The organism is Limnobaculum eriocheiris (assembly GCF_021010575.1).
Lineage (GTDB): Bacteria > Pseudomonadota > Gammaproteobacteria > Enterobacterales > Enterobacteriaceae > Limnobaculum > Limnobaculum eriocheiris.
In genome coordinates, this window is the sequence record NZ_JAJNAG010000005.1 from 23,733 (window position 1) to 45,648 (window position 21,916).

General features: G+C 47.4%; 17 protein-coding genes, 1 tRNA gene and 1 pseudogene. 6 read left to right on the plus strand and 13 right to left on the minus strand.

Going from position 1 to position 21,916, the window contains the following annotated elements; all coding sequences use genetic code 11:
• Positions 1–265: 265 nt before the first annotated feature.
• The 3 genes from LPW36_RS04090 to LPW36_RS04100 all read right to left on the minus strand — a co-directional run bounded on the left by LPW36_RS04090 (position 266) and on the right by LPW36_RS04100 (position 2,339).
• Positions 266–715, minus strand: a complete 450-nt coding sequence (locus LPW36_RS04090) for a DUF2787 family protein (RefSeq protein WP_230608202.1) — start codon at positions 713–715, stop codon at positions 266–268.
• A gap of 91 nt (positions 716–806) precedes the next feature.
• Positions 807–2,057 (minus strand): tyrosine-type recombinase/integrase, encoded by a 1,251-nt coding sequence (locus LPW36_RS04095; RefSeq protein ID WP_230608203.1) that lies wholly within the window; start codon positions 2,055–2,057, stop codon positions 807–809.
• Between the two features lie 197 nt (positions 2,058–2,254).
• Positions 2,255–2,339, minus strand: a tRNA-Leu gene (locus LPW36_RS04100).
• Positions 2,340–2,512: 173 nt separating this feature from the next.
• Here LPW36_RS04100 and LPW36_RS04105 point away from each other — a divergent pair.
• Positions 2,513–2,698 carry a hypothetical protein gene (locus tag LPW36_RS04105; protein WP_230608279.1) on the plus strand — a complete coding sequence of 62 codons (186 nt, stop codon included), beginning with the start codon at positions 2,513–2,515 and terminating at the stop codon, positions 2,696–2,698.
• Between the two features lie 79 nt (positions 2,699–2,777).
• Here the strand turns inward: LPW36_RS04105 and LPW36_RS04110 are convergent, their stop codons facing one another.
• From LPW36_RS04110 to lptF, 4 genes are all read right to left on the minus strand, one after another.
• Complete coding sequence (locus LPW36_RS04110) at positions 2,778–4,298, minus strand: multicopper oxidase family protein (RefSeq protein ID WP_230608204.1); 1,521 nt, start codon at positions 4,296–4,298, stop codon at positions 2,778–2,780.
• 145 nt (positions 4,299–4,443) lie between these two features.
• Positions 4,444–4,767: a hypothetical protein gene (locus tag LPW36_RS04115; protein WP_230608205.1), complete on the minus strand. Its 324-nt coding sequence runs from the start codon at positions 4,765–4,767 to the stop codon at positions 4,444–4,446.
• A 155-nt stretch (positions 4,768–4,922) separates the two neighbouring features.
• Positions 4,923–5,999, minus strand: coding sequence for an LPS export ABC transporter permease LptG (gene lptG / locus LPW36_RS04120; RefSeq protein ID WP_230608206.1), 1,077 nt, complete (start codon positions 5,997–5,999; stop codon positions 4,923–4,925).
• Positions 6,000–6,002: 3 nt separating this feature from the next.
• On the minus strand, positions 6,003–7,094 hold the full coding sequence (lptF, locus tag LPW36_RS04125) for an LPS export ABC transporter permease LptF (protein WP_230608207.1): 1,092 nt from the start codon (positions 7,092–7,094) through the stop codon (positions 6,003–6,005).
• A gap of 237 nt (positions 7,095–7,331) precedes the next feature.
• On the opposite strand from lptF, the gene pepA reads away from it, so the two are divergent.
• The 3 genes from pepA (at position 7,332) to LPW36_RS04140 (ending at position 12,517) form a co-directional block, all read left to right on the plus strand.
• Positions 7,332–8,843, plus strand: a complete 1,512-nt coding sequence (gene pepA / locus LPW36_RS04130; protein ID WP_230608208.1) for a leucyl aminopeptidase — start codon at positions 7,332–7,334, stop codon at positions 8,841–8,843.
• Between the two features lie 352 nt (positions 8,844–9,195).
• Positions 9,196–9,645 (plus strand): DNA polymerase III subunit chi, encoded by a 450-nt coding sequence (locus LPW36_RS04135; RefSeq protein ID WP_230608209.1) that lies wholly within the window; start codon positions 9,196–9,198, stop codon positions 9,643–9,645.
• Between the two features lie 16 nt (positions 9,646–9,661).
• Positions 9,662–12,517: a valine--tRNA ligase gene (locus LPW36_RS04140; RefSeq protein ID WP_230608210.1), complete on the plus strand. Its 2,856-nt coding sequence runs from the start codon at positions 9,662–9,664 to the stop codon at positions 12,515–12,517.
• 37 nt (positions 12,518–12,554) lie between these two features.
• Here the strand turns inward: LPW36_RS04140 and LPW36_RS04145 are convergent, their stop codons facing one another.
• Genes LPW36_RS04145 through LPW36_RS04155 form a run of 3 tightly spaced genes read right to left on the minus strand, consistent with a single transcriptional unit; the run spans position 12,555 to position 16,778 of the window.
• Positions 12,555–13,145: a molecular chaperone TorD family protein gene (locus tag LPW36_RS04145; protein ID WP_230608211.1), complete on the minus strand. Its 591-nt coding sequence runs from the start codon at positions 13,143–13,145 to the stop codon at positions 12,555–12,557.
• On the minus strand, positions 13,142–15,634 hold the full coding sequence (gene torA, locus LPW36_RS04150) for a trimethylamine-N-oxide reductase TorA (protein ID WP_230608212.1): 2,493 nt from the start codon (positions 15,632–15,634) through the stop codon (positions 13,142–13,144). Before torA ends, LPW36_RS04145 begins: the two co-directional genes overlap by 4 nt.
• Positions 15,635–15,656: 22 nt before the next feature.
• Positions 15,657–16,778 (minus strand): NapC/NirT family cytochrome c, encoded by a 1,122-nt coding sequence (locus tag LPW36_RS04155; protein WP_230608213.1) that lies wholly within the window; start codon positions 16,776–16,778, stop codon positions 15,657–15,659.
• Between the two features lie 187 nt (positions 16,779–16,965).
• Between LPW36_RS04155 and pdxR the strand changes: the two are divergent.
• Positions 16,966–18,441: pseudogene (gene pdxR, locus LPW36_RS04160) on the plus strand (MocR-like pyridoxine biosynthesis transcription factor PdxR).
• A gap of 7 nt (positions 18,442–18,448) precedes the next feature.
• On the opposite strand, the gene LPW36_RS04165 reads toward pdxR, so the two are convergent.
• Entirely contained in the window at positions 18,449–18,937 is a 489-nt protein-coding gene (locus LPW36_RS04165; protein ID WP_268991501.1) for a phosphatidylglycerophosphatase A family protein, read from the minus strand.
• A 417-nt stretch (positions 18,938–19,354) separates the two neighbouring features.
• Here LPW36_RS04165 and LPW36_RS04170 point away from each other — a divergent pair, with 417 nt between their 5' ends.
• Entirely contained in the window at positions 19,355–20,395 is a 1,041-nt protein-coding gene (locus tag LPW36_RS04170; protein WP_230608214.1) for a TerC/Alx family metal homeostasis membrane protein, read from the plus strand.
• 69 nt (positions 20,396–20,464) lie between these two features.
• On the opposite strand, the gene LPW36_RS04175 is transcribed toward LPW36_RS04170, so the two are convergent.
• On the minus strand, positions 20,465–21,313 hold the full coding sequence (locus tag LPW36_RS04175) for an aldo/keto reductase (protein ID WP_230608215.1): 849 nt from the start codon (positions 21,311–21,313) through the stop codon (positions 20,465–20,467).
• A 25-nt stretch (positions 21,314–21,338) separates the two neighbouring features.
• Positions 21,339–21,773 (minus strand): ribonuclease E inhibitor RraB, encoded by a 435-nt coding sequence (gene rraB, locus LPW36_RS04180; protein WP_230608216.1) that lies wholly within the window; start codon positions 21,771–21,773, stop codon positions 21,339–21,341.
• Between the last annotated feature and the right edge of the window lie 143 nt (positions 21,774–21,916).

A 21,916-nucleotide genomic window follows, 5' to 3' on the forward strand; every position in this document is an offset into this window, starting at 1 on the left:
ACAACGTTTGGCGAGTCAGGGCCTACAGGTTGAATATTTTGGTCATGAGTATATTCGGCTTGAACATCCTGATGGCCCTGTTTTGATGGATAGAGTGAGTGCCTGTTCCCTATTGTTATGTGGTCTACAAAAAGATTGATATGCGGCATTTATCAATCCAGATTCTGCAAAGATATTGATTGCTGAATTTACGTTTATTGGAAGCAAAAAGTTCAGCAAGCAAGGCTAGAACTAGAGGTGATGATAAAGAATGATGGGATGCCTTTTATGCTCCCTCAAGGCTGACTTTAAGCTGATAAATATCATAGGAGTGGTAACGAGTGAAATTACGTTGCCAGAGACTGAACAGCGGCCCGTAGGCAGCAATAGGTTCCGAAGTCATACCTAACTGGTAACCAATGCCCCGGCTAAAGTCAAAATCAATGGTATAAGTTGATTCATGGCCAAATGGTGTCGGTATATAGGTAAATTCAGTGACGTAACAAATATGCCAGCGATTATCCTGCTTCCTTTCTAGTCTAATCTCAACAGGGCGGTAACCGCCCGATTTTGCCGTATAGTCCGGATTGCTGTAATTGAGCGTAATACTGAAGACCTTAGGGTGACGTCCAATGACGTTGGCCAGTAGCGTAATGAAAGGTTTAAAAATCGGTAAATCACAGGTAATCGTTAAGTGTGGAACTTTTCTATTTAGTCGAGTAGATTTTATTTTCACAAATGCTTCTCATTCGTATTTTTGACTATGGACAAAAAAAGAGGCGGCACAGGCCACCTCTTGGTTTAGATAAAATTTAGTGTTTAGTTAGTCAGGTCAATTTAGCAAATTCGTATGGGCTCGTTTCTTTCTTTCGATTCTCATCCAAATAATCTGCCCACCACTGCACCATCAACCGGCGTTCGTCTAAGTGCTCTGCCTTATGAATATAAGCTGCTCTGACGTTGTCACGCTCCTGATGGCTCATCTGCCGTTCAACTCCATCTCTAGACCACAGCCCAGACTCAATTAATGCACTACAGGCCATAGTACGAAAGCCGTGACCACAAACTTCGGTCTTGGTGTCATAACCCATTACTCGTAAAGCCTTATTTACTGTATTCTCACTCATCGGCTTATTGGCGTTATGGTCGCCAATAAAGATAAGCTCGTGGTCACCGCTAATTTGGTGTATCTGCTTTAAGATCTCCATGGCCTGTCTACTAAGGGGAACAAGGTGAGTTGTTCTCATCTTTGAACCTCTATGCGAGTGCTTAACACCTTCCAGTTCCTCTCGTTCTCCCGGTATTGTCCAGAGCGCTCGTTCAAAATCGACTTCTGACCAACGGGCAAAGCGAAGCTCGCTGGAACGGATAAAGATTAATAAGGTAAGTTCTACTGCGAGGGTGGTTAAGTATCTTCCCTGATAGTTCTCTAGGCGTGTAAGTAGTTCAGGAATTCGATCAAAAGGAAGGGCAGGGCGGTGAACTTTCTTGCCGGTAGCGATAGCTCCAGTTAAATCCTGCGCTGGGTTGTAGTCGATAATGCCGTTCTGTACTGCATAGCGCATGATTGCCGTAGTTCGTTGTTGCAAACGAGCAGCAACATCTAATCGACCTGATTGCTCCACCTTCTTTATGGGGGCTAATAGGTCGCAAGTTTTTAAATCTGCGATATAACTATTACCAATTGAAGGGAAAATATCTAATTCAAGAGTTCTAATCACTCTTGCACTATGAGCTGGTATCCATTTTTTATTGCTGCTATGCCATTTCCTAGCGATTTCTTCAAAGGTATGTGTATCAGCTTGTTTAGTCTTCGCTGTTTTCTTCTTTTCACTGGGATCTATGCCGTTAGCTATCTGCTTCCTGCTCTCATCCCGCCGATTCCGTGCTTCTGCAAGGGTGATATCTGGGTAGGTACCCAGTGAGAACATCTTTTCTTTGCCGCCGAAGTGATAGCGTAAGCGCCAATACTTGGAACCATTTGGATAAACGAGAAGAACTAATCCTCCGCTATCTGGAATCTTATATATCTTTTCCAGAGGCTTTGCGCTACGTACTTTTACATCGGTTAGAGCCATAATCCTTGCTCCTTTCTATTGTTTTCATGGGTAACTTATTTATCGAACCGAGGTTACCCAGCTTTTTACCCATATTGAGAGCTTGATGCTGGTCGATGTGAGTATACTGAAAATGGATATAAAAGCATCAAAAGGCTGGTGGAATGCGGATTTCAGACATAAAAAAAGACGCCCGTGGACGTCTGTTTCTATTCTAATGGTGCCTGAGGCCGGACTCGAACCGGCACACCCGAAGGCGGTTGATTTTGAATCAACTGCGTCTACCGATTTCGCCACTCAGGCACTGAGCAGAATGCGGAAAACTTCGGCATTATACCTGTCAGACAACACCGCGCAAGCGTTATCCCTTAAATTTCATCTGACTGGTTCGAAAATAGCCGATAAGCGAGGGGGCTTGCGGCCACCGGGTACTACTTTGGCGCAACCGTCATAGCGACACCAACCGGTGAAATCGGTTGGTTCTACAAACAGTAGAGCAGCCCTGGCCGTGGGATGATTGTTTTGGCTTTAATAATGGTATGTCTGCCAGATTATTATGGTCGGGTAAGCTTCAGCTAAAAATGTCCTCTGTGGCCCCATCGATAGTGACAGTGGATAAACCATTATTGATTAAAACCCGTTGGGAGATGGTGGTTGTCTGAAGTTGTTATGCCAAAGAGTGACGATCCGGCCGAATTATCGGCCGGACTGTTCTGTCTCGAATCTTTTGTTATCAGGTGATTAAATCACATTCAGTTGCCCCATCATGCCCAGAGTCTCATGCTCCAGAATATGGCAGTGATACATGCGCAGGCCTTTATGTTGCTGAACCAGCTTAATACGAACTCGCTCATAAGGCTTCAGGTTGATGGTGTCTTTATGGCCGACATATTCCGGCAGGCGCGACTGGCCGTTTAGCTGGTAGCTGACCACGGTAAACTGTGTGCCGTGCAGATGGAAGTTATGCTCCATATGGGAATTATTAAAGATCTCCCATTCTTCAACTTCACCCACTTTGCTGGTGAGATCGATACGTTTTAAATCGTGTTTTTTACCGTTAATCAGGAAGTTCATACCGGACATACCTTTGCCCATATCCATGGTTTCGGTATATTCCAGCGTTTTTACCGCGCTGGCCTTGCCAAGGTTTGGCAGGGTAGCCAGCTTTTGTGGCAGATCCGGTAATTGACTTGCTTTCAGGTTAACCGATGCCAGAGAGCGGGTGACTTCTTCTGTCGCACAACCCATTTTGCCGCGATCGTAGGCCAGTGCCTGAAGGCTCTGCGTGCCGGATTTTTTAGGTACAACCAGAATTTCTGCCCGTTCTCCCGGGGTTAGTAACAGGGTAGTCAGTTTATACGGTTGTTCCAGCAGTCCTCCATCGGTACCAATCAGGTAGATATCCGCATCATTAAGAGACAGATTAAGATAGCGCCCCGAGCAGGCATTCCACAAACGGGCGCGTGTTGCCTGATTCAGTGTGATTTCCGGGTGTGACGCGCCATTGACCAGAACGAACTGTCCTTCCCGACCGTTCATCCAGTCCATCATGGAGTTTGGTGCAATTTGACCATCAGCACTGAGTTTTAAATCGGAGATAAGCCAGTTTTGTACCGGAATATGTGCCAGTGGATCCTGTTTTGGTTTAACGATAAAAACTCCGGCCAGACCGCGGAACGCTTGTTCAGCTACGGTATTATGTCCATGAGGGTGGTACCAGTAAGTTCCTGCACAACCTTCCGGCAACGTAAATTTATAGACGCGGGAAGCACCAGGAGCAATTTCGTCTTGCGGATTACCGTCCTGGTCCGGTGGAACCGGTAATCCGTGCCAGTGTACGGTGGTAGGCTGTGGTAATTCATTTTTAAACAGAATCTCTACCGTATCCCCTTCAAATACTTCAATAGCGGGGCCGGGGATTTGGTCGTTATAAGCCCAAAATTCGGTTTCCAGTTGTGGCGTTAGCTGAACCCGAACCGGCTTTGCCGTTAGGGTCGCACTGAAATAATTTGTCTTATCGCTGGTGTTAAGCAGTTTTTTCAGGTCCGGCAGCGGAAGGTTTTTAGGCAGGGCGGATTCTGGCAACAGATTACCGTTATGCATTCCCTCCATTGGCATATTGCTCATATCGTGTCGGGACATATTTCCCATGTCATGCCCGGAGGGCATCTTTTCCATCTGGTGGGGTTGTGCCACCACTTTGGCTGCTGCCAGTGTTCCTACGGCTGCCGCCAGTTTTGTTAAAAATAGTCTACGATTCATAATGTTATCCTCATATTGCCCATTATCAATAATAAGCAGCGCATGATGCGGTAGTGCTCACATCGTGCGATTGAAATCTGAATGCTAAAGCTGATACAGGAACAAAATCCTGATAAGCCGCTTTAACCGATTTAAATAAGATGATTTAAACGTTGAGATTTCTGGGAGGATGGGGCTCAGGTTGAAGCGAGCGGGAGTGCCAACTAATCGCAGAGGCCCGGTAGGTTTCATGGCCAATAGAGGTTGCAACAGATAATGACATAGAAGGAACCACGGAGAAACAGAGCATGCAGTGTGCGCTATCGTTGCAATGATCCATTTGGTTATCGTGCTGTGAAACAGCGCTATGGTGTTCCTGAGTAACGGATACCGGGGCACAGGTATCATGATTTGCAGCCATGGTAAATCCCGGTGCGCTAAACAACACGACCAGAATCAACAGTAATTTGGGCAGCAATGATAACTTCATGATAGTAAAAGAGCCTTCCCTGTGGTTAACCAACGGTTAATAATTAATATATTACCCCTGAGCATAGGGTGTTTCAATGTTCTTTAAACTTCTTTAATTATTAGCAGAGGAAGTAAACGGCGGTAATATCAACAATTACCGCCGTTTGGAGAGCGTTAGCGTTTTTGTTTAAGCAGGAAGATACTGATAACTAAAAACAACAGGCTTGGTAACAATGCACCGACAAATGGCGGTACGCCATACACCAGACTGAGCGGACCAAAAATTTGGTCAAGCACATAGAAGATGAAACCAAAACTGATACCGGTGACCACCCGAATACCCATAGGCACGCTGCGCAGTGGGCCAAAAATAAAGGATAACGCCATCAGCATCATTACCGCTACCGAGACAGGAGACAGAATTTTGTTCCAGAAAATCAGTCGATAGCGGGCAGACTCCTGTCCACTTTGCTTCAGGTATTTACTGTACTCATATAGCCCGCTGGCGGACAGGGATTCCGGGTTCATGGCTACCACACCCAACTTGTCAGGCGTCAGATTAGTTTGCCACTCTTCATTTAGCGTCTGGGTGCCAACGATTTTGTTTGGCTGACTAAGGTCGGACTGGTCAATCTGGAATAGCTGCCAGGTATTATTGTTTTTATCGTAAGTGGCGGTACCGGCGTAGCGCACCGATATCAGCTTACGTTCTTTATTAAAATGATAAATACTGACGCCGGATAGCTCATCTTCTTTCACCACGTTCTGGATATAGATAAAGTCATTCTTATCTTTAGCCCATATGCCATTGCGGGTAGAGAGCAGGGAACTGCCGTACATCATTTGGGCGCGGGTATTACGGGCGGTTTGTTCTCCCAGCGGAGCAACCCACTCACCAATCGCCATGGTCAATAGCACCAAAGGAATTGCAGTTTTCATTACGGCGGAGGCAATTTGCATCCGGGTAAAGCCTGAGGCTTCCATCACCACCAGTTCACTGCGGGTTGCCAGCGCCCCTAAGCCCAACAGTGCGCCTAACAGCGCCGCCATCGGGAAAAAGACTTCTATATCTTTTGGTACGCTTAACAGGGTGTAGAGACCAGCACCCAATGCATCATAGTCCCCTTTACCGGTTTTACGTAGCTGATCCACGAATTTGATAATTCCGGACAGGCTGACCAGCAAAAACAGGGTACTCATGATGGTACTGAAAATGGTGCGGCCGATATAACGGTCTAAAACGCTGAACATAAATTAAACCGCTCCTCTCAGCCGGGCACGCAGACGGCGGGAAGGTGTGCTATCCCACAGATTTAATACAATACCCAACGCTAAATAACCCAGGTTGACTAACCAAACCCAGACCATTGGATCAATTTTTCCGCGGCCGGCGTTTGATCTTAATGAGCTTTGCAGCAGGAAGTAGATCAAATACAGCAGCATTGCCGGTAGCATACTGACTACGCGGCCCTGACGCGGGTTGACTTCACTCAGCGGTACGACCAGCAGCGCCATTAGCGGTACGGAGACGATCAGCGTTAAACGCCAGTTCAGTTCGGCTTTGGCCTGATGGCTGTCTGATGCGATCAGTGAAGACATATTGGCCTGTTCTACACTGTCACCAAGCATCGCTTCCTGATGGCCGATAATCGCCTGATAGTGGGTGAAATCGGTGACGCGGAAGTCTCGCAGCAGGGCAGTGCCTTCATAACGGGTACCGGTATCTAAAAAGATACGTTGATTGCCGTTGAGATCTTCAACAATATGGCCTTTATCCGCCACAACGACAGAAGGGCGCTGGTTGCCTGAAGGGCGCAACTGGGCCAGAAACACGTCGACAAACTCATTGCCTTCCACTTTTCCAACAAACAGAACGGCGTTGCCATCCTGAGATGACTGAAATTGACCTTCTACCAATGCACCTAAACTTGGGTTGGCTTTAGCATCGGCAATAATGCGCTCCTGATTTACCGCCGATAGCGGCCCTAACCAGGCCGAGTTGATCCCGGCGATAGCGCCAGTCAGTATCGATAGGGCCAGTGCGGCAATCAATAATACATTTTTGCTTAAGCCGCAGGCGTGCATCACGGTGATTTCACTCTCCGAGTACAGCTTACTGAAGGTCATCAAAATACCTAAGAATAAACTCAGAGGCAGGATGAGTTGCGCCATCTCGGGAATACCGAGGCCAAGCAAAGACAAAATTAAGTTCGTCGGGATATCTCCCTCAACAGCCATCGACAAAACCCGTACCAGCTTCTGACAGAAAAAGATCAGTAGCAGGATAAACAGGATTGCGATTTGACTCTTGAATGTCTCCCGGATCAGATATCTAATGATTATCAAGTTAATTACGCCTGTGAAAACTTGTTTTTTTACAGGAAAGCCGATACTTTCATCGTTAATTCGCCATTTTTACTAACATCTACCATAATGGCAGCCTGTATTGCTAATAATAGTATTAATGGGCATAAAATATTAACACTATTTGTGTCACGTTAATAAAAACCGCAGGGGCGTTACGGATCTGTCTATTCTATCCATAACTCACCTGCCTTGTCTCTTTAAGATTCAGGAGAGTGCATGGAGTTCAGTGTAAAAAGTGGTAGCCCGGAAAAACAACGTAGCGCCTGTATCGTCGTCGGTGTTTTTGAACCTCGTCGTCTGTCACCTATAGCCGAGCAGTTGGATAAGATCAGCGATGGCTATATCAGTGCGTTACTCCGCCGTGGTGAACTGGAAGGTAAGGTTGGTCAAACTTTATTGCTACACCATGTACCGAATATACTTTCCGAAAGAATTTTATTAATCGGTTGTGGTAAAGAGCGCGAGCTTGATGAACGTCAGTATAAGCAGGTGGTACAAAAAACCATCAATACCCTGAACGATACCGGTTCAATGGAAGCGGTCTGCTTCCTGACTGAGCTGCACGTAAAAGGGCGTAACACATACTGGAATGTGCGTCAGGCCGTCGAGACCACGAAAGAAGCGCTGTATATTTTTGACCAGTTGAAAAGTAATAAAGTCGAACCGCGTCGTCCACTGCGCAAAATGGTACTCAGTGTGCCAACCCGTCGCGAACTGACCTGTGGTGAAAAAGCTATTCAGCACGGTCTGGCCATTTCTGCCGGTATTAAAGCCGCAAAAGATTTGGGCAATATGCCGCCAAATATTTGTAATGCAGCTTATCTGGCTTCTCAGGCTCGTCAACTGGCGGACGCTTTTAGCGAAAATATCATTACCAAAGTCATTGGCGAACAGCAGATGAAAGAGCTGGGAATGAATGCTTACCTGGCGGTAGGGCATGGTTCCCAGAATGAGTCGCTGATGTCGGTCATCGAATACAAAGGCAATCCGGTAGCCGATGCCAAACCTATTGTTCTGGTAGGTAAAGGGCTGACCTTTGACTCGGGTGGTATCTCCATCAAACCTGCCGAAGGCATGGATGAGATGAAATATGATATGTGCGGAGCCGCGTCAGTATATGGCGTAATGCGCGCCGCGGCGGAACTCAAACTACCACTCAATATCATTGGTGTTCTGGCGGGTTGTGAAAACATGCCCGGTGGCCGCGCCTATCGCCCCGGCGATGTGCTAACCACCATGTCAGGACAAACCGTTGAAGTGCTGAATACCGATGCCGAAGGTCGCTTAGTGTTATGTGACGTATTAACTTACGTTGAGCGCTTTGAACCTGAGCTGGTGATTGATATCTCAACTCTGACCGGTGCCTGTGTCATTGCGTTAGGTCATCAAATCACTGGTCTGATGTCAAACCATAACCCACTGGCAAGCGAGCTGGTAGGCGCATCGGAACAGGCTGGCGACCGCGCATGGCGCTTACCGCTGGGGGATGAGTATCAGGAGCAGTTAGAATCTAACTTTGCTGATATGGCCAACATCGGCGGCCGTCCTGCTGGTGCGATTACGGCGGGCTGCTTCCTCTCCCGCTTTACCCGCAAATACAGCTGGGCACACCTGGACATCGCTGGCACCGCATGGCGATCCGGCAAAGCCAAAGGTGCCACAGGACGCCCGGTAGCACTACTAACCCAGTTCCTGCTCAACCGCTCAGGCCAAAGTTACGACGAGTAAGGTTAAAGGCGACAGACATAAGGGCAATGCTGTTTATTTCTGTTGCCGTAGTGACATGGTATTATGATGTCACTTTTGTAATTTAACGAAGGGCACGCTATGCGTGCCCTTCAGATTGATAATATAGCTAATCGGAGGGAGAGATTGCCGTTGGGGTCGTAGCAGCTTTAGCTGCCGGAGTGCCCCTAGGGAATCTAGGCCCGACGCCCTCCGATATTAAGTACAGATGGTTTTCCGGCCGGGCACAACGCAAATATAAGCGCACTGCTTTTACGGCCGGAATATCCTCTGAAGCTGACTTAAATGTACTTATCAACAATCTCAATAAATAGAGCGATTCCCAACACCAACTATGAAAACAGCATCATTTTATCTGCTCGACCACAGCAACTCATCACAGGGCCTATCCGCCTGCGAGGCGCTGGCCTGTAACGTAGCGGCTGAACGTTGGCGCATGGGAAAACGTGTACTCATTGCCTGCGAAACCCAACAACAGGCAGAACAGTTGGATGAAGCGCTATGGAAGTTGGATACCGACCAGTTTGTTCCACATAATCTGGCGGGTGAAGGCCCTAAATATGGAGCTCCGGTGGAGCTGTGCTGGCCCGGTAAACGCAGCAACGCGCCACGGGATCTTCTGATTAATCTGCAAAGTCAATTTCCGGATTTTGCTACGGCATTCTATGAAGTGATAGACTTTGTTCCACATGAAGACGATTTAAAACAGTTGGCGCGCGAACGTTATAAAGTTTATCGCAGCGTCGGTTTTAATCTGTCTACGGCAACGCCGCCAACCATCTGAATGATATAAAAATACCATGGAAAAAACATATAACCCGCAAGAGATCGAACAGTCCCTTTATCAACATTGGGAAGAGAGTGGCTATTTTAAGCCGAATGGCGACAGCAACAAAGAAAGTTACTGCATCGTCATTCCGCCACCGAATGTCACCGGTAGCCTGCATATGGGGCATGCCTTCCAGCAGACCATCATGGATGCCATGATCCGCTATCAGCGCATGCAGGGAAAAAATACCCTTTGGCAGGCAGGGACTGACCACGCAGGTATCGCTACTCAGATGGTAGTGGAGCGCAAAATTGCCGCCGAAGAGAACAAAACTCGTCACGACTATGGTCGCGAAGCCTTTATCGATAAAATCTGGCAGTGGAAAGCTGAATCAGGTGGCACTATTACTGGTCAAATGCGCCGTTTAGGTGCTTCAGTAGACTGGGATCGTGAACGTTTTACTATGGATGAAAGCTTGTCCAATGCGGTAAAAGAGGTGTTCGTTCGCCTGCACAAAGAGAACCTTATTTATCGTGGCAAACGGCTGGTTAACTGGGATCCAAAACTGCGTACAGCGATCTCCGATCTGGAAGTTGAAAACCGTGAAACCAAAGGTTCCATGTGGCATCTGCGCTACCCGCTGGCGGATGGCGTAAAAACCGCCGACGGTAAAGACTATCTGGTGGTTGCTACTACCCGTCCTGAAACGGTACTGGGCGATACCGGCGTAGCCGTGAACCCGGAAGATCCTCGCTATAAAGACCTTATCGGCAAGTATGTTGTACTGCCGCTGGTCAACCGCCGCATCCCGATAGTGGGGGATGAACATGCGGATATGGAAAAAGGTACCGGCTGTGTGAAAATCACCCCGGCCCATGACTTTAACGACTATGAAGTTGGACGCCGCCACGGGCTGCCAATGATCAATATTCTGACCTTCGACGGTGATATCCGCGATAGCGCAGAAATATTTGATACCAACGGCAAACCAAGTGAAGACTATTCTGATGAGTTACCTTCTGAGCTGCGTGGGCTGGAGCGTTTTGCTGCGCGCAAAGCGGTTGTTGCTGCCTTTGATGGTCTGGGGTTACTGGAAGAGATTAAACCGCATGACTTAACGGTACCTTATGGCGACCGCGGCGGTGTGGTTATTGAACCTATGCTAACCGACCAGTGGTACGTGCGCACCGCTCCGCTGGCAAAAGTTGCCATTGAAGCGGTTGAAAACGGCGATATTCAGTTTGTACCTAAACAGTATGAAAATATGTACTTCTCCTGGATGCGTGATATTCAGGACTGGTGTATTTCCCGTCAGCTATGGTGGGGACACCGTATTCCTGCATGGTATGACGCGGAAGGTAACGTATACGTCGCCCGTAACGAAGAGGAAGTGCGCAAAGAGAATAATATTCCGGCCAACGTGGTTCTGACACAGGACGAAGATGTACTGGATACCTGGTTCTCCTCCGGTTTATGGACGTTCTCGACGCTGGGCTGGCCGGAAAATACCGAAGACCTACGCACTTTCCACCCAACCAATGTGTTGGTAAGTGGCTTTGATATTATCTTCTTCTGGATTGCCCGCATGATCATGCTGACCATGCACTTCATTAAAGATGAAAACGGCAAACCACAGGTACCGTTTAAAAATGTCTACGTTACCGGTCTTATCCGTGATGACGAAGGGCAGAAGATGTCCAAATCTAAGGGTAACGTTATTGACCCACTGGATATGATTGACGGTATTTCTCTGGACGGACTGTTAGAAAAACGTACCGGCAACATGATGCAGCCACAGCTGGCGGAGAAAATTCGCAAGCGTACTGAGAAGCAATTCCCGAACGGTATTGAAGCTCATGGTACTGATGCCCTGCGTTTTACTCTGACGGCATTAGCCTCAACCGGTCGTGATATCAACTGGGATATGAAACGTCTGGAAGGTTATCGCAATTTCTGTAATAAGCTGTGGAATGCCAGCCGCTTTGTATTAATGAACACTGAAGATCAGGATTGTGGTCAAAACGGCGGCGAAATGGTATTTTCGCTGGCGGATCGCTGGATTCTGGCGGAGTTTAACCAGACGGTGAAAGCTTATCGTGAAGCGCTGGATAACTATCGTTTTGATATGGCTGCCAACATTCTGTATGAGTTCACCTGGAACCAGTTCTGTGACTGGTATCTGGAGCTGGCGAAACCGGTGATGAACTCAGGTTCTGAAACAGAACTGCGTGGTACTCGCCATACGTTGGTCCACGTGCTGGAGTCATTGCTGCGTTTGGCACATCCAATTATTCCATTTATCACTGAAACTATCTGGCAGCGCGTGAAACTACTGAAAAACATCACTGCGGATACCATTATGTTACAGCCAATGCCTGAATATGATGCAGCACTGGATGATAAAGCCGCCCGGGATTCACTGGAGTGGATTAAGCAGGCGATTGTTGCAGTGCGCAATATCCGTGCCGAGATGAATATTGCGCCGGGTAAACTGCTGGACGTATTACTGCGCGAAGCCAATCCAATGGCTCAAAGCCGGGTGATGGAAAACGAGAACTTTATTAAAACCCTGGCGCGTTTGTCATCCATTACCATTCTGCCAGCCGGTGATAAAGGTCCGGTTTCTGTGACCAAACTGGTGGAAGGGGCTGAGTTGCTAATTCCGATGGCAGGTCTGGTGGATAAAACTGCCGAACTGGAGCGTCTGGCGAAAGAAGTGACGCGCATTGAAGAAGAAATCGGGAAAATTGAGTGCAAGCTGGAAAATGAAGGCTTTGTTTCTCGTGCTCCGGAAGCGGTCGTGGCTAAAGAGCGTGAGCGTTTAGCTACCTTTATTGAAGATAAAGCTAAATTACTGGAACAGAAGGCAACTATCGCTGCGCTGTAATTTAATCGTCTTCGAGTCAGGTAAAAAAATGGCCCTGTCAAGGTGACAGGGCCATTGTATAGTGCACATCAGTAACAACATCATATCGAGGCATATGGGCTAGTACACATAATTTAACCAAACCGGGTAACCAACTAAGCAGGCGATCCCGGAGATACTCATGTTGTGAAATGAAGTCTGATGGTTGGTCATGATGTGACTCTATCAATAATGCCATGACAGCAAGTTGAACGGCCAGGTGGTCAGCAGCTTCATTGTTTCCGGTTTGCTGCTTCACGTGTTTTAACCATTGGCTCATCAGCAGCCTTTCTTCCGCCGGGGAGCTGTGCGGGTAGTGCCCGGCGTAAGGAGAAACTCCAGTTGGCGGTGGCATAAGAAATAATTCCGCATAGTCAGCAGCCAGTTCAAGATGGTTGTCCGGGCGATTGATGAGTGCCTTGATTTTATTTCGAAATAAATCGGTGGAAAGACGCAACTCAGGAATTGATTTCAGTCCCCGTAATAGCTGTTGAAGTTCCGGTGAGTTTAATGAGGCTATATCAGTCACGGAGAGTTCCTGAAATAGCATGCAGGCAAACCAACGGTAGATATTGGCCCGTTGCCGGGCCAGATTATCAGCTCTTATCATGCGTGCGTTTCCTGAACCTGCTGCGGGCCACCAAAACCGGTTACGGCAGGAATTACCCCCTGATAGCGTTCAACCTGTACCGTGGCCGTATGGGCAGAAGGCCCCTGAGCAAGTTGAGATGTACCGATATCTGCACTCAGTACGTTAGGATCGCCATAGGTGCAAAGAGTACCTGCTTTACCGCCTTCCAACGGTGAATACCAGGCACCTTCATGGATACGGATAACGCCCGCGGTATAATCTTCACTGATCACCATGCCGGCGAGTACCTGTCCGCGCGCGTTAAATACTCTGGCAATATCGCCATTTTTTAGTCCACGGGTTTTTGCATCGCTTGGGCTGATATACAGCGGCTCTCTTCCATTAACCGCGTAAGTCTGGCGATAGTTATCGCTGGAGCAAATTTGGGAGTGCAGGCGCTTATCCGGATGACAGGATTGCAGATGAAGCGGATATGTCTCTGCCTGTTTGCCGCTGTGGCTGCGTTCAAACGGTTCCATCCATACCGGATGCCCCGGGCAATCCTGATAGCCAAACCCGGCGATGGTTTTGCTGTATATCTCAATCAACCCTGACGGCGTACCCAAGGGGTTAAGGTCGGGTGAGTCACGAAACTCACCGTGGCGCACCCAGGGGGCTCCTGCCGGATATTCAATATAGCCTTCGCCATTCCAGAAAGTATCAAAATCAGGCATGGTTACGCCGGTTTCTTGCCCTTGTTTGCGGCCTTCTTCATACAGGCGTTTAATCCATTGCATTTCCGTCAGTTTTTCGCTGTAGGTCTCATCCTGACCAAAACGTTTACATAAATCGGTAAAAATATCGAAATCGTGGCGCGCCTCAAACTGTGGCTTAACCACCTGACGAATTGCCATTAACCCCTTATTGGAATGGGTGCCAAACTGTTCAATATCATTGCGTTCATAGCGAGTGGTAACCGGCAGCACAATATCGGCAAAGCGGCAGGAGGCGGTCCACTGATGGTCAAGTACGATAATTGTCTCCAGTTTTTTCCAGGCTTCGATCATACGGTTACGGTCTTGCTGGGCATGGAATGGATTGGCCGCAGTGAAAATGGCCATTTTTATCTCCGGGAAGCTGAGGGTTTCGCCATTAAAAGCCAGTTTTTTACCCGGGGAGAGTAAACAGTCCACCATGCGGGAAACGGGAATGTGTGGTGATGCACCGCGGAAATCTGCGGCATGTACCGCTTTAGGTGGGGTGCTTAGCCCGCCCAGGCCAGACAGAACCGGACCTTTAGAGGTTACCGTGCCGCCACCGTTATAGTGCCAGCCAAATCCTACGCCGCCACCCGGTAAGCCAATTTGCCCCACCATGGTTGCCAGAACCACCAGCATCCATGGGTACTGCTCGCCATGATGCATACGTTGTACACACCATCCCCCCATAAACTGCGTGCGGCCCTTCACTAACAGGCGAGCCAGCTCACGTATTGCCTCCTCATTGATACCGCAAATAGCAGCGGCCCATTTGGCATCTTTTGGCTGCTTGTCCGTTTCGCCGGTCAGGTAAGGCAGAAATTGTTCGAACCCAACGCTGTACTCTTTAACAAAGGCTTCATCGTAGAGCTTTTCGCTATACAGGGTATGGGCCAGACCCAGCATCAAAGCCACGTCTGTTTGTGGATTGAGCGCCAGTTGCTCGCAGCCCAGATAGTTTTGCGTTTTGCTACGCACCGGATCGATGCTGATAACCCGCATTTTTCCCTGAGATACGTTGTCTTTGATTTGTTGCCAGTAGCCAAAAGGCTCATGGTCAGGCACCAGATACTCAATTTGCAGGTTCTTGATGGGGTCACAGCCCCAAAGAATAATGGTATTGGTATTTTCAATGACCAACGGTAATGAGGTTTGTTGCTCGTATACTTCCAGCGAACCAATCACATGTGGCAGAACAATCTGAGCGGCGGCGGCCGAATAATCACCTACGGTTGTCACATAGCTACCGTGCATACCAAGGGCTCTGTCCATTGCTCCGCCGGCTTTATGCAGTTTACCAATCATTTGCCAGTCGGCCAGGCCGGTAAAGACGCCGGATGAACCGTATTGTTTCTGTACTCGCTCTAACTCTTGCCAGAACAGATCCAGCGCCCGATCCCAGGTAACGCGCACAAAACGGTTGTCTCCACGCTGTGAACGATCGGATTTTTCCCGTTTAAGCAGCCAGTCAAGGCGAACCATAGGATAGCGAACGCGGGAAGGGTTATAGACGATCTCTTTTACCGCTTTTAGCATGTCACAAGGAAATTTGTCATGTTTAAATGGGCGCGTATCAATCCATTCGCCGTTAACCACTTTGGCTTCAAAAGCACCAAAGTGGGAACCGGATTGAATCCACTGTTCCGGGCTGGCTTCTGCTGCCCATGCCCGGCTGATTAATGGACCAGTACTGAAGGCACTCAAGGTACCGGTGGCCATCATCCCCTGAATAAAGCGGCGTCTTGATGAACTAATATTTTGAAAACTCATAGAAATATCCTCATTGTGTTTTTTATTCTCTGGTATCGCTGGCATGGGTTTGCAGGTATTTCAGTAGGGTGCTCTCTTCCTGTTTGCTTAAGCGGTAATAGGTGGACATGGCTTTTAACCCGGCAATCCAGCCGTTGGCGTTATATTGGGTCGTTGGAGGCGTGCTATGGCAGGAGCTACAGGTGGATTTCAACATGCTCTCTGCGTATTGCCAGACAGGTTGTAGGCTGCTGCTAAATCCTTCCCGTGATGTCCAGGCGGTGACGCTAATCTGTTCCCATTGCTGGTTGGAGACAGTGTCTTGCTGTTGAGTAAGTACTTTCACCGCAGGTAACAGGGAATCATCCAATACGGCGCTAAATACGCGCTTGCCGGGATATTGGGTGATGACTCTTCCCCGGCCACTATTTTCGCGCCAGCCGGTGATCTCTATTTGTATCTGTTGATCCTGACTGGCCAGTACGGTGACTTTTGTTGCTGGCATTAGCTGGGCTTTACCTGCCTCACCATTTGCTGAGGCTGTGATTTTTTTATCCGTTAGTGTGAATAGTTCCTTACTTTCTGGCAGTTGCTGTGCCTGTTGTTCAAGCTTCTTAAAATCATCACGGAAACCGCTGCTGGTATCAGGTTTTCGGTGCGCAATGCCTTTATGACAGTCGATACATTGACTATCTTTTCCGGCCGCCGTACTCATTTGCTGTGCTGCCGAGGAAGATTGCCTGCCGTGGTCCATGGCCTGATAGCTGTGGCAGGATTTACAGGCAGCAGAATTGCTTTCTGTCATACGCAACCACTCTTTATGGGCTAATTCCAGTCGTTTAGCTTCAAATTTCTCTGGTGTATTGATAGAAGGAGAAATCCACTGGTAATAAAGTTCGCTTACCGCTTGGGTTTTACGAACCAGTGTAGGAATAATTCCGGGTGGGATATGGCAGTCCTGACATTCAGCCCTTACGCCGGAAGCATTTTTGAAATGAATACTCTGTTGATACTCTGCTGCCACCGTGCTCATGGAATGGCAGGACAGGCAAAATTCAGTTTTGCTGGTGTAATGAATGCTCTGGTAACTTCCCCAAATTAATAACAACATCAATAAAGCGCCGCTAAACATCAGTGCTACGCTCTTTTTGCTCAGTTTACACATAGTTGTCTCTCTGTTTTTTATCTGCACGTTAACGGGGAAAGGGCAAAAGGAGATAGAGACAGAGGGATGCGGTTGATAGGAACAGATAACTCAATATGAGTAGCATCAATATCTAGCGGGATGTTTCTCCTTTATGATGCAATGATAGTTACAGGCGATCTCAATTTGATGGAAATGGCGGTTTAGCATGTTGGATATTCATCTGGACCCACTATCGGGCACTCCCTTACAACAGCAGATATTTCAGACAATACATCAGGCCTTGCTACAGGGGGAATTACCCGTTGGTTATCGGCTACCGTCGATACGTGAACTGTCCCGAAATTTGAATGTAGCGCGTATTACGGTGGTTATGGCTTATGACAAGCTGATTCAAAATGGCTATGTTAAAAGCCGCCCGGGTATTGGGTATGAAGTGGTTTTTAGTAGCGTATTACAAAAAGCGCCTCAGGTTACGCCGATAGCAAATGCCAGAGAGCCGGTTAAATTGATGCCCGTCAGCGTTGGTCAGGATGTTTATTCCCCGGCTACCCCTGAACTTTATTGTCGATTAGGGGTTCCCGCCCCCCATGCTTTTCCATGGCCCAGTTGGCGAAAGTGGAATAACTCAGCCAGCAATTCTAAACACCATTTATTAACCCGTTACCATTCGCCGCAGGGGTTGCTCTCTTTGCGCACGGAGTTGGTGAGATTTCTGCGCCTGACTCGCGGTATAGAAACCCGGCCAGAAAACGTGATTGTGATAAATGGTATTCAGGAGGGGCTGGCTTTGTTTGCCCAGCTTTTTATTCTTAATACCAAAAGTTGTAAAATAGTGACGGAATAACCCTGTTATTCAGGGGCATGGCATTTATTTAATTATTATCAGGCGGATGTAACAACGGTAGCCGTTGATGAGCAAGGGATCCAGGTTGAGCAACTGCCTTCCCGACCAGTGCATCTTTGCTATGTCACACCTTCCCACCAATATCCCATTGGTGGGACTCTTCCTCTCGATCGTCGTCGCGCTTTGCTAACCTGGGCGCAAAAGACCGGTGCCTATGTGATTGAAGATGATTATGATTCTGTATTTTCCTATAACAATATCCCGTTACCGGCGCTGAAAGCCATGGATGAAGACGACCGGGTGATCTATATAGGTACGTTTTCTAAAACGCTGGGGCCGGGTATGCGTATGGGGTATATGGTATGTCCGGAAGCGATTCTGACACCCGTTCAAAATATGAAGGCGTTAAGCAACAGTGGAAGTAACTGGTTACAGCAGCAATTTTTGGCTGATTTTATGCATGACCAGCGTTATTACAGTTATTTGCGTAAGTTAGAGCAGGAGTATGCCAACCGTCAGCGCATTCTGGTGGAGGGGCTACAGCGAATTTTCCCTCAGGGGCGAGTTTTAGGGGTGGAAAATGGACTGCACCTTACACTGGTGTGTTCATTGACGGCACAGCAGGTGGCATTGTTGCGGGAGCGTTGCCTGCGGGAAAATATTCGGTTTGATACCTTGGTAGAACTGGCAAATGGTTCAGAAACAGCCTGGCTGGAAGCGGTCTCTTCACCGCTGTTATTTTTTGGTTTTGGCGGCTTAAACCAACAGCAATTGCTTCATGTTTTGAGCATTATTGAGCAGCAGGTGACCATACTCCAACAGGAAGCAAGTACCTAACGGATGGTTATATCAACCAATATGCGGCCTGAATGACGCCAAAAGCAATAAGTCCGGCAACCACATCATCAATCATGATGCCAAAACCTCCAGAACAGTGATTATCAAACCAACGAATAGGCCAGGGTTTCAGAATGTCGAAGAAGCGGAAGGTAATAAACGCCGCGATCATCCAGATGAACCCCTGGGGTAGGGCAATACAGGTGATCCACATACCAACAAACTCATCCCAGACAATTGCGCCATGGTCGTCCATGCCTATCGCATCCGTTGCCGCCTGACAGGCCCAAACCCCAAGCGCAAAAGTAATTACCAGCATCAGCAAATAGGCTGGCATTGGTAACATTTGCAGCAGATAAAAAAATGGGATGGCCGCCAGAGAACCAAAGGTTCCTGGAGCTTTAGGTGACAGGCCAGAACCAAAACCCGTGGCAATCCAGTGTAATGGGTTAGTTATCGACAGCTTGTACAGTTCAGGTTTGATTTTGATGCTCAAGATATAACGTCCAAATGTTGAAATGATCCGTCCCTTATTGGACAGAGAATCAGTAATAATAACGGTGAATTCTATCAGAAGATTATAGGATTTTTTCTGATAAATAATGGAGTTATCGTTATTGATTATATTAATTAATATTTTAACGGATATAGAAAGACCGGTTTAACCAATAATTGTGCCAAAGTAACCGGGATAAAAATATGTTAGACTGGCGGACTGCCGTGTAAGAATATTGATTAGCGGTAATCTGTTTTTGCCTTTTCTAATCAAGCTAATATATTGATATGGTTTAATTGACAATATTATTTTCAACGGTTTTAGGTTGTAAAATAGTCAGACAGATAGTGAATTAGATCTATTTTGATCCGAGTGATTTGGGTCTATAACCCTTAAATTGGAAGGTAATTAATTCGTATGGAAACAACATCATTAGGATTCCCTCTTGAGACTGTTTTAGTTTTTATTGGTATTGCATTAGCCGCCATTTTTATTGACTTATATGCACATCGTAAAGATAGGGTACTAAGTTTAAAAAGTGCGGTACTTTGGTCGATCTTTTGGATCGCTACCGCGCTGGTTTTTGGTGGCTATCTGTATATTCATCATGGTGAAAACGTCGCCAGCCTCTATATTACAGGCTATGTTCTGGAGAAGGCGCTCTCCGTTGATAATCTGTTTGTCATGATGGCCATTTTTTCATGGTTTGCCGTACCCAATGTTTACCGCCATCGCTTGCTGTATTGGGGAATCATTGGGGCAATCGTCTTCAGAGCTATTTTTGTGGTTATCGGTACCGGCCTGCTGGTACTGGGCCCTTGGGTTGAAATGCTGTTTGCTGTTATTGTCGCCTTTACGGGAGTGATGATGCTGCGCAGTGGGGGAGATGATGATGAGATTGAGGATTACTCCTCGCACTTCGCCTATCGCTTTGCCAGAAAGCTCTTCCCATCTTATCCGAAACTGTCGGGTAACCGCTTTTTACTTAATCAAAAAGAGCTTGATGCTGAATTAACTAAACCAGAGAACGCGGATTTAGTTGGTAAGATTGGTAAAGGCATGTTTTACGCCACCCCTCTGTTTTTATGCGTAGTGGTTATTGAGCTCAGCGACGTGATGTTTGCCTTTGACTCCGTACCTGCGGTGATTGCCGTTAGCCGGGAACCGCTGATTGTATACAGTGCAATGATGTTTGCGATTTTAGGTTTGCGTACTCTGTATTTTGTTTTAGAGGCGATGAAGCAATATCTGGTGCATTTGGAAAAAGCAATTATTGCGTTGTTATTCTTTATTGCGGCAAAACTGGCATTAAATGCTTCTGCACATCTGTTTGGTCATGGATATTCAATCGATCCAACAACCAGCTTATTTATTGTTTTAGGCATGTTAGCTTTTGGGGTACTGGCAAGCCTGATTTGGCCAGAGAGGATTGAAAGCGATTCAGAACCAACATCTTAATCGATAATGGTGCAGTTAAATCAGATAATAACAGGGCGAATAAATTCGCCCTGTTTGGTTAGTGAGTGATTAAAGCATTTCCAGCGGTTTTTTTCGCGATGGTGGAGGGAATGCCGCATCCAGCGTCACGTAATCTTCATGTTCCAGATGAATACTTAAACTGCCAATATTCTCTATCATATGTTCAACGCTTGATGCTTTGGGAATGGTAATAATATTGTGGTCGCGCAATACCCAGGCCAGCGCAATTTGAGCCGGAGTGGCATGATGACGTTTTGCCACCTTCACCAAAGCAGGATGTTCCAGCAGGCGAGCCTGTTCAATGGGTGAATAGGCCATAACCGGCATGCTATTACTGCGGCACCATGGCAGCAGATCGTACTCAATCCCTCTGCGAGAGAGGTTATACAGTACCTGATTGGTAGCGATTTGCTCATTGTCCACGATAGACAGCAGCTCTTCTAAATCGTCTACATCAAAGTTACTGACGCCCCACTGGCCAATTTTTCCCTGTTCCACCAGATCTTCCATGGCGTTAATTGTTTCTTCCAGTGGAATATGGCCGCGCCAGTGCAACAGATAGAGATCAATGTACTCTGTACCCAGACGTTTTAAGCTACCTTCACAGGCAGCAATCGTCCCTTGAGCGCTGGCATTACCGGGAAGCACTTTGCTTACCAGAAACACATCGTCGCGGCAGCCTTTAATGGCGGCACCAACTACCCGCTCGGCACCACCATCAGCATACATCTCAGCGGTATCAATCAGCGACAAACCCCGCTCAATGCCCTGACGTAGGGTTTGAACTTCGCGTTGAATATCGGAGCCGCGCTCCCCCATAAACCAGGTGCCCTGACCAAATACCGGGACATCGTCCCCGCTAGGTAAAGTGATATAACGCATGTGCTGTCTGGCCATGCAATCAACCTCCAGTTAATGAAAATTAATGGCGTGTTCCGTTGTCATCCTCATCCATAGGATATTCACCGTCGTCATCTTCATCATCACTGCCGTTAGGATCTTCAAAATAGGTGCCCCAACCGTCGTAATTGATGTCGTAGCGATCCGCCAGCTTGATAAGCTGTTCAACTTGCTTATCAATGATATCAGCGTTAAGAGAAACTTCACTGATCACATCACAACAAAGGACGATTAAGCCATCTTCTACTTCTAATTCTTCCGGCTCGGTGACTTCGTAGCCGAGTTTAAATGCTTCGACTGCTGCTTTCTCCAGAGTGTCGAAATCTTCTGCGGAAAGGTGATGTTCGATGGCGTACAGTGCATCAGGATCGCTGCCGTCTTCCAGCAGTTCTTCAATAATCAGTCGAGTTTCTTCGCGTTGTTCTTCCAGCAGGATTCTCAGTTCGTCATTAGCCATGGTATTTTCCTATTAGGATAGTCAGTTAGCGGTATTCTCACATAGTGCAACCGGTAGCTCCACTGGAAAGAGAAAGTTTTCTGTATTATCCGGTTGATTGTGAATATTAATTCATATAAATTGATTTTTAATTCAATTTATCA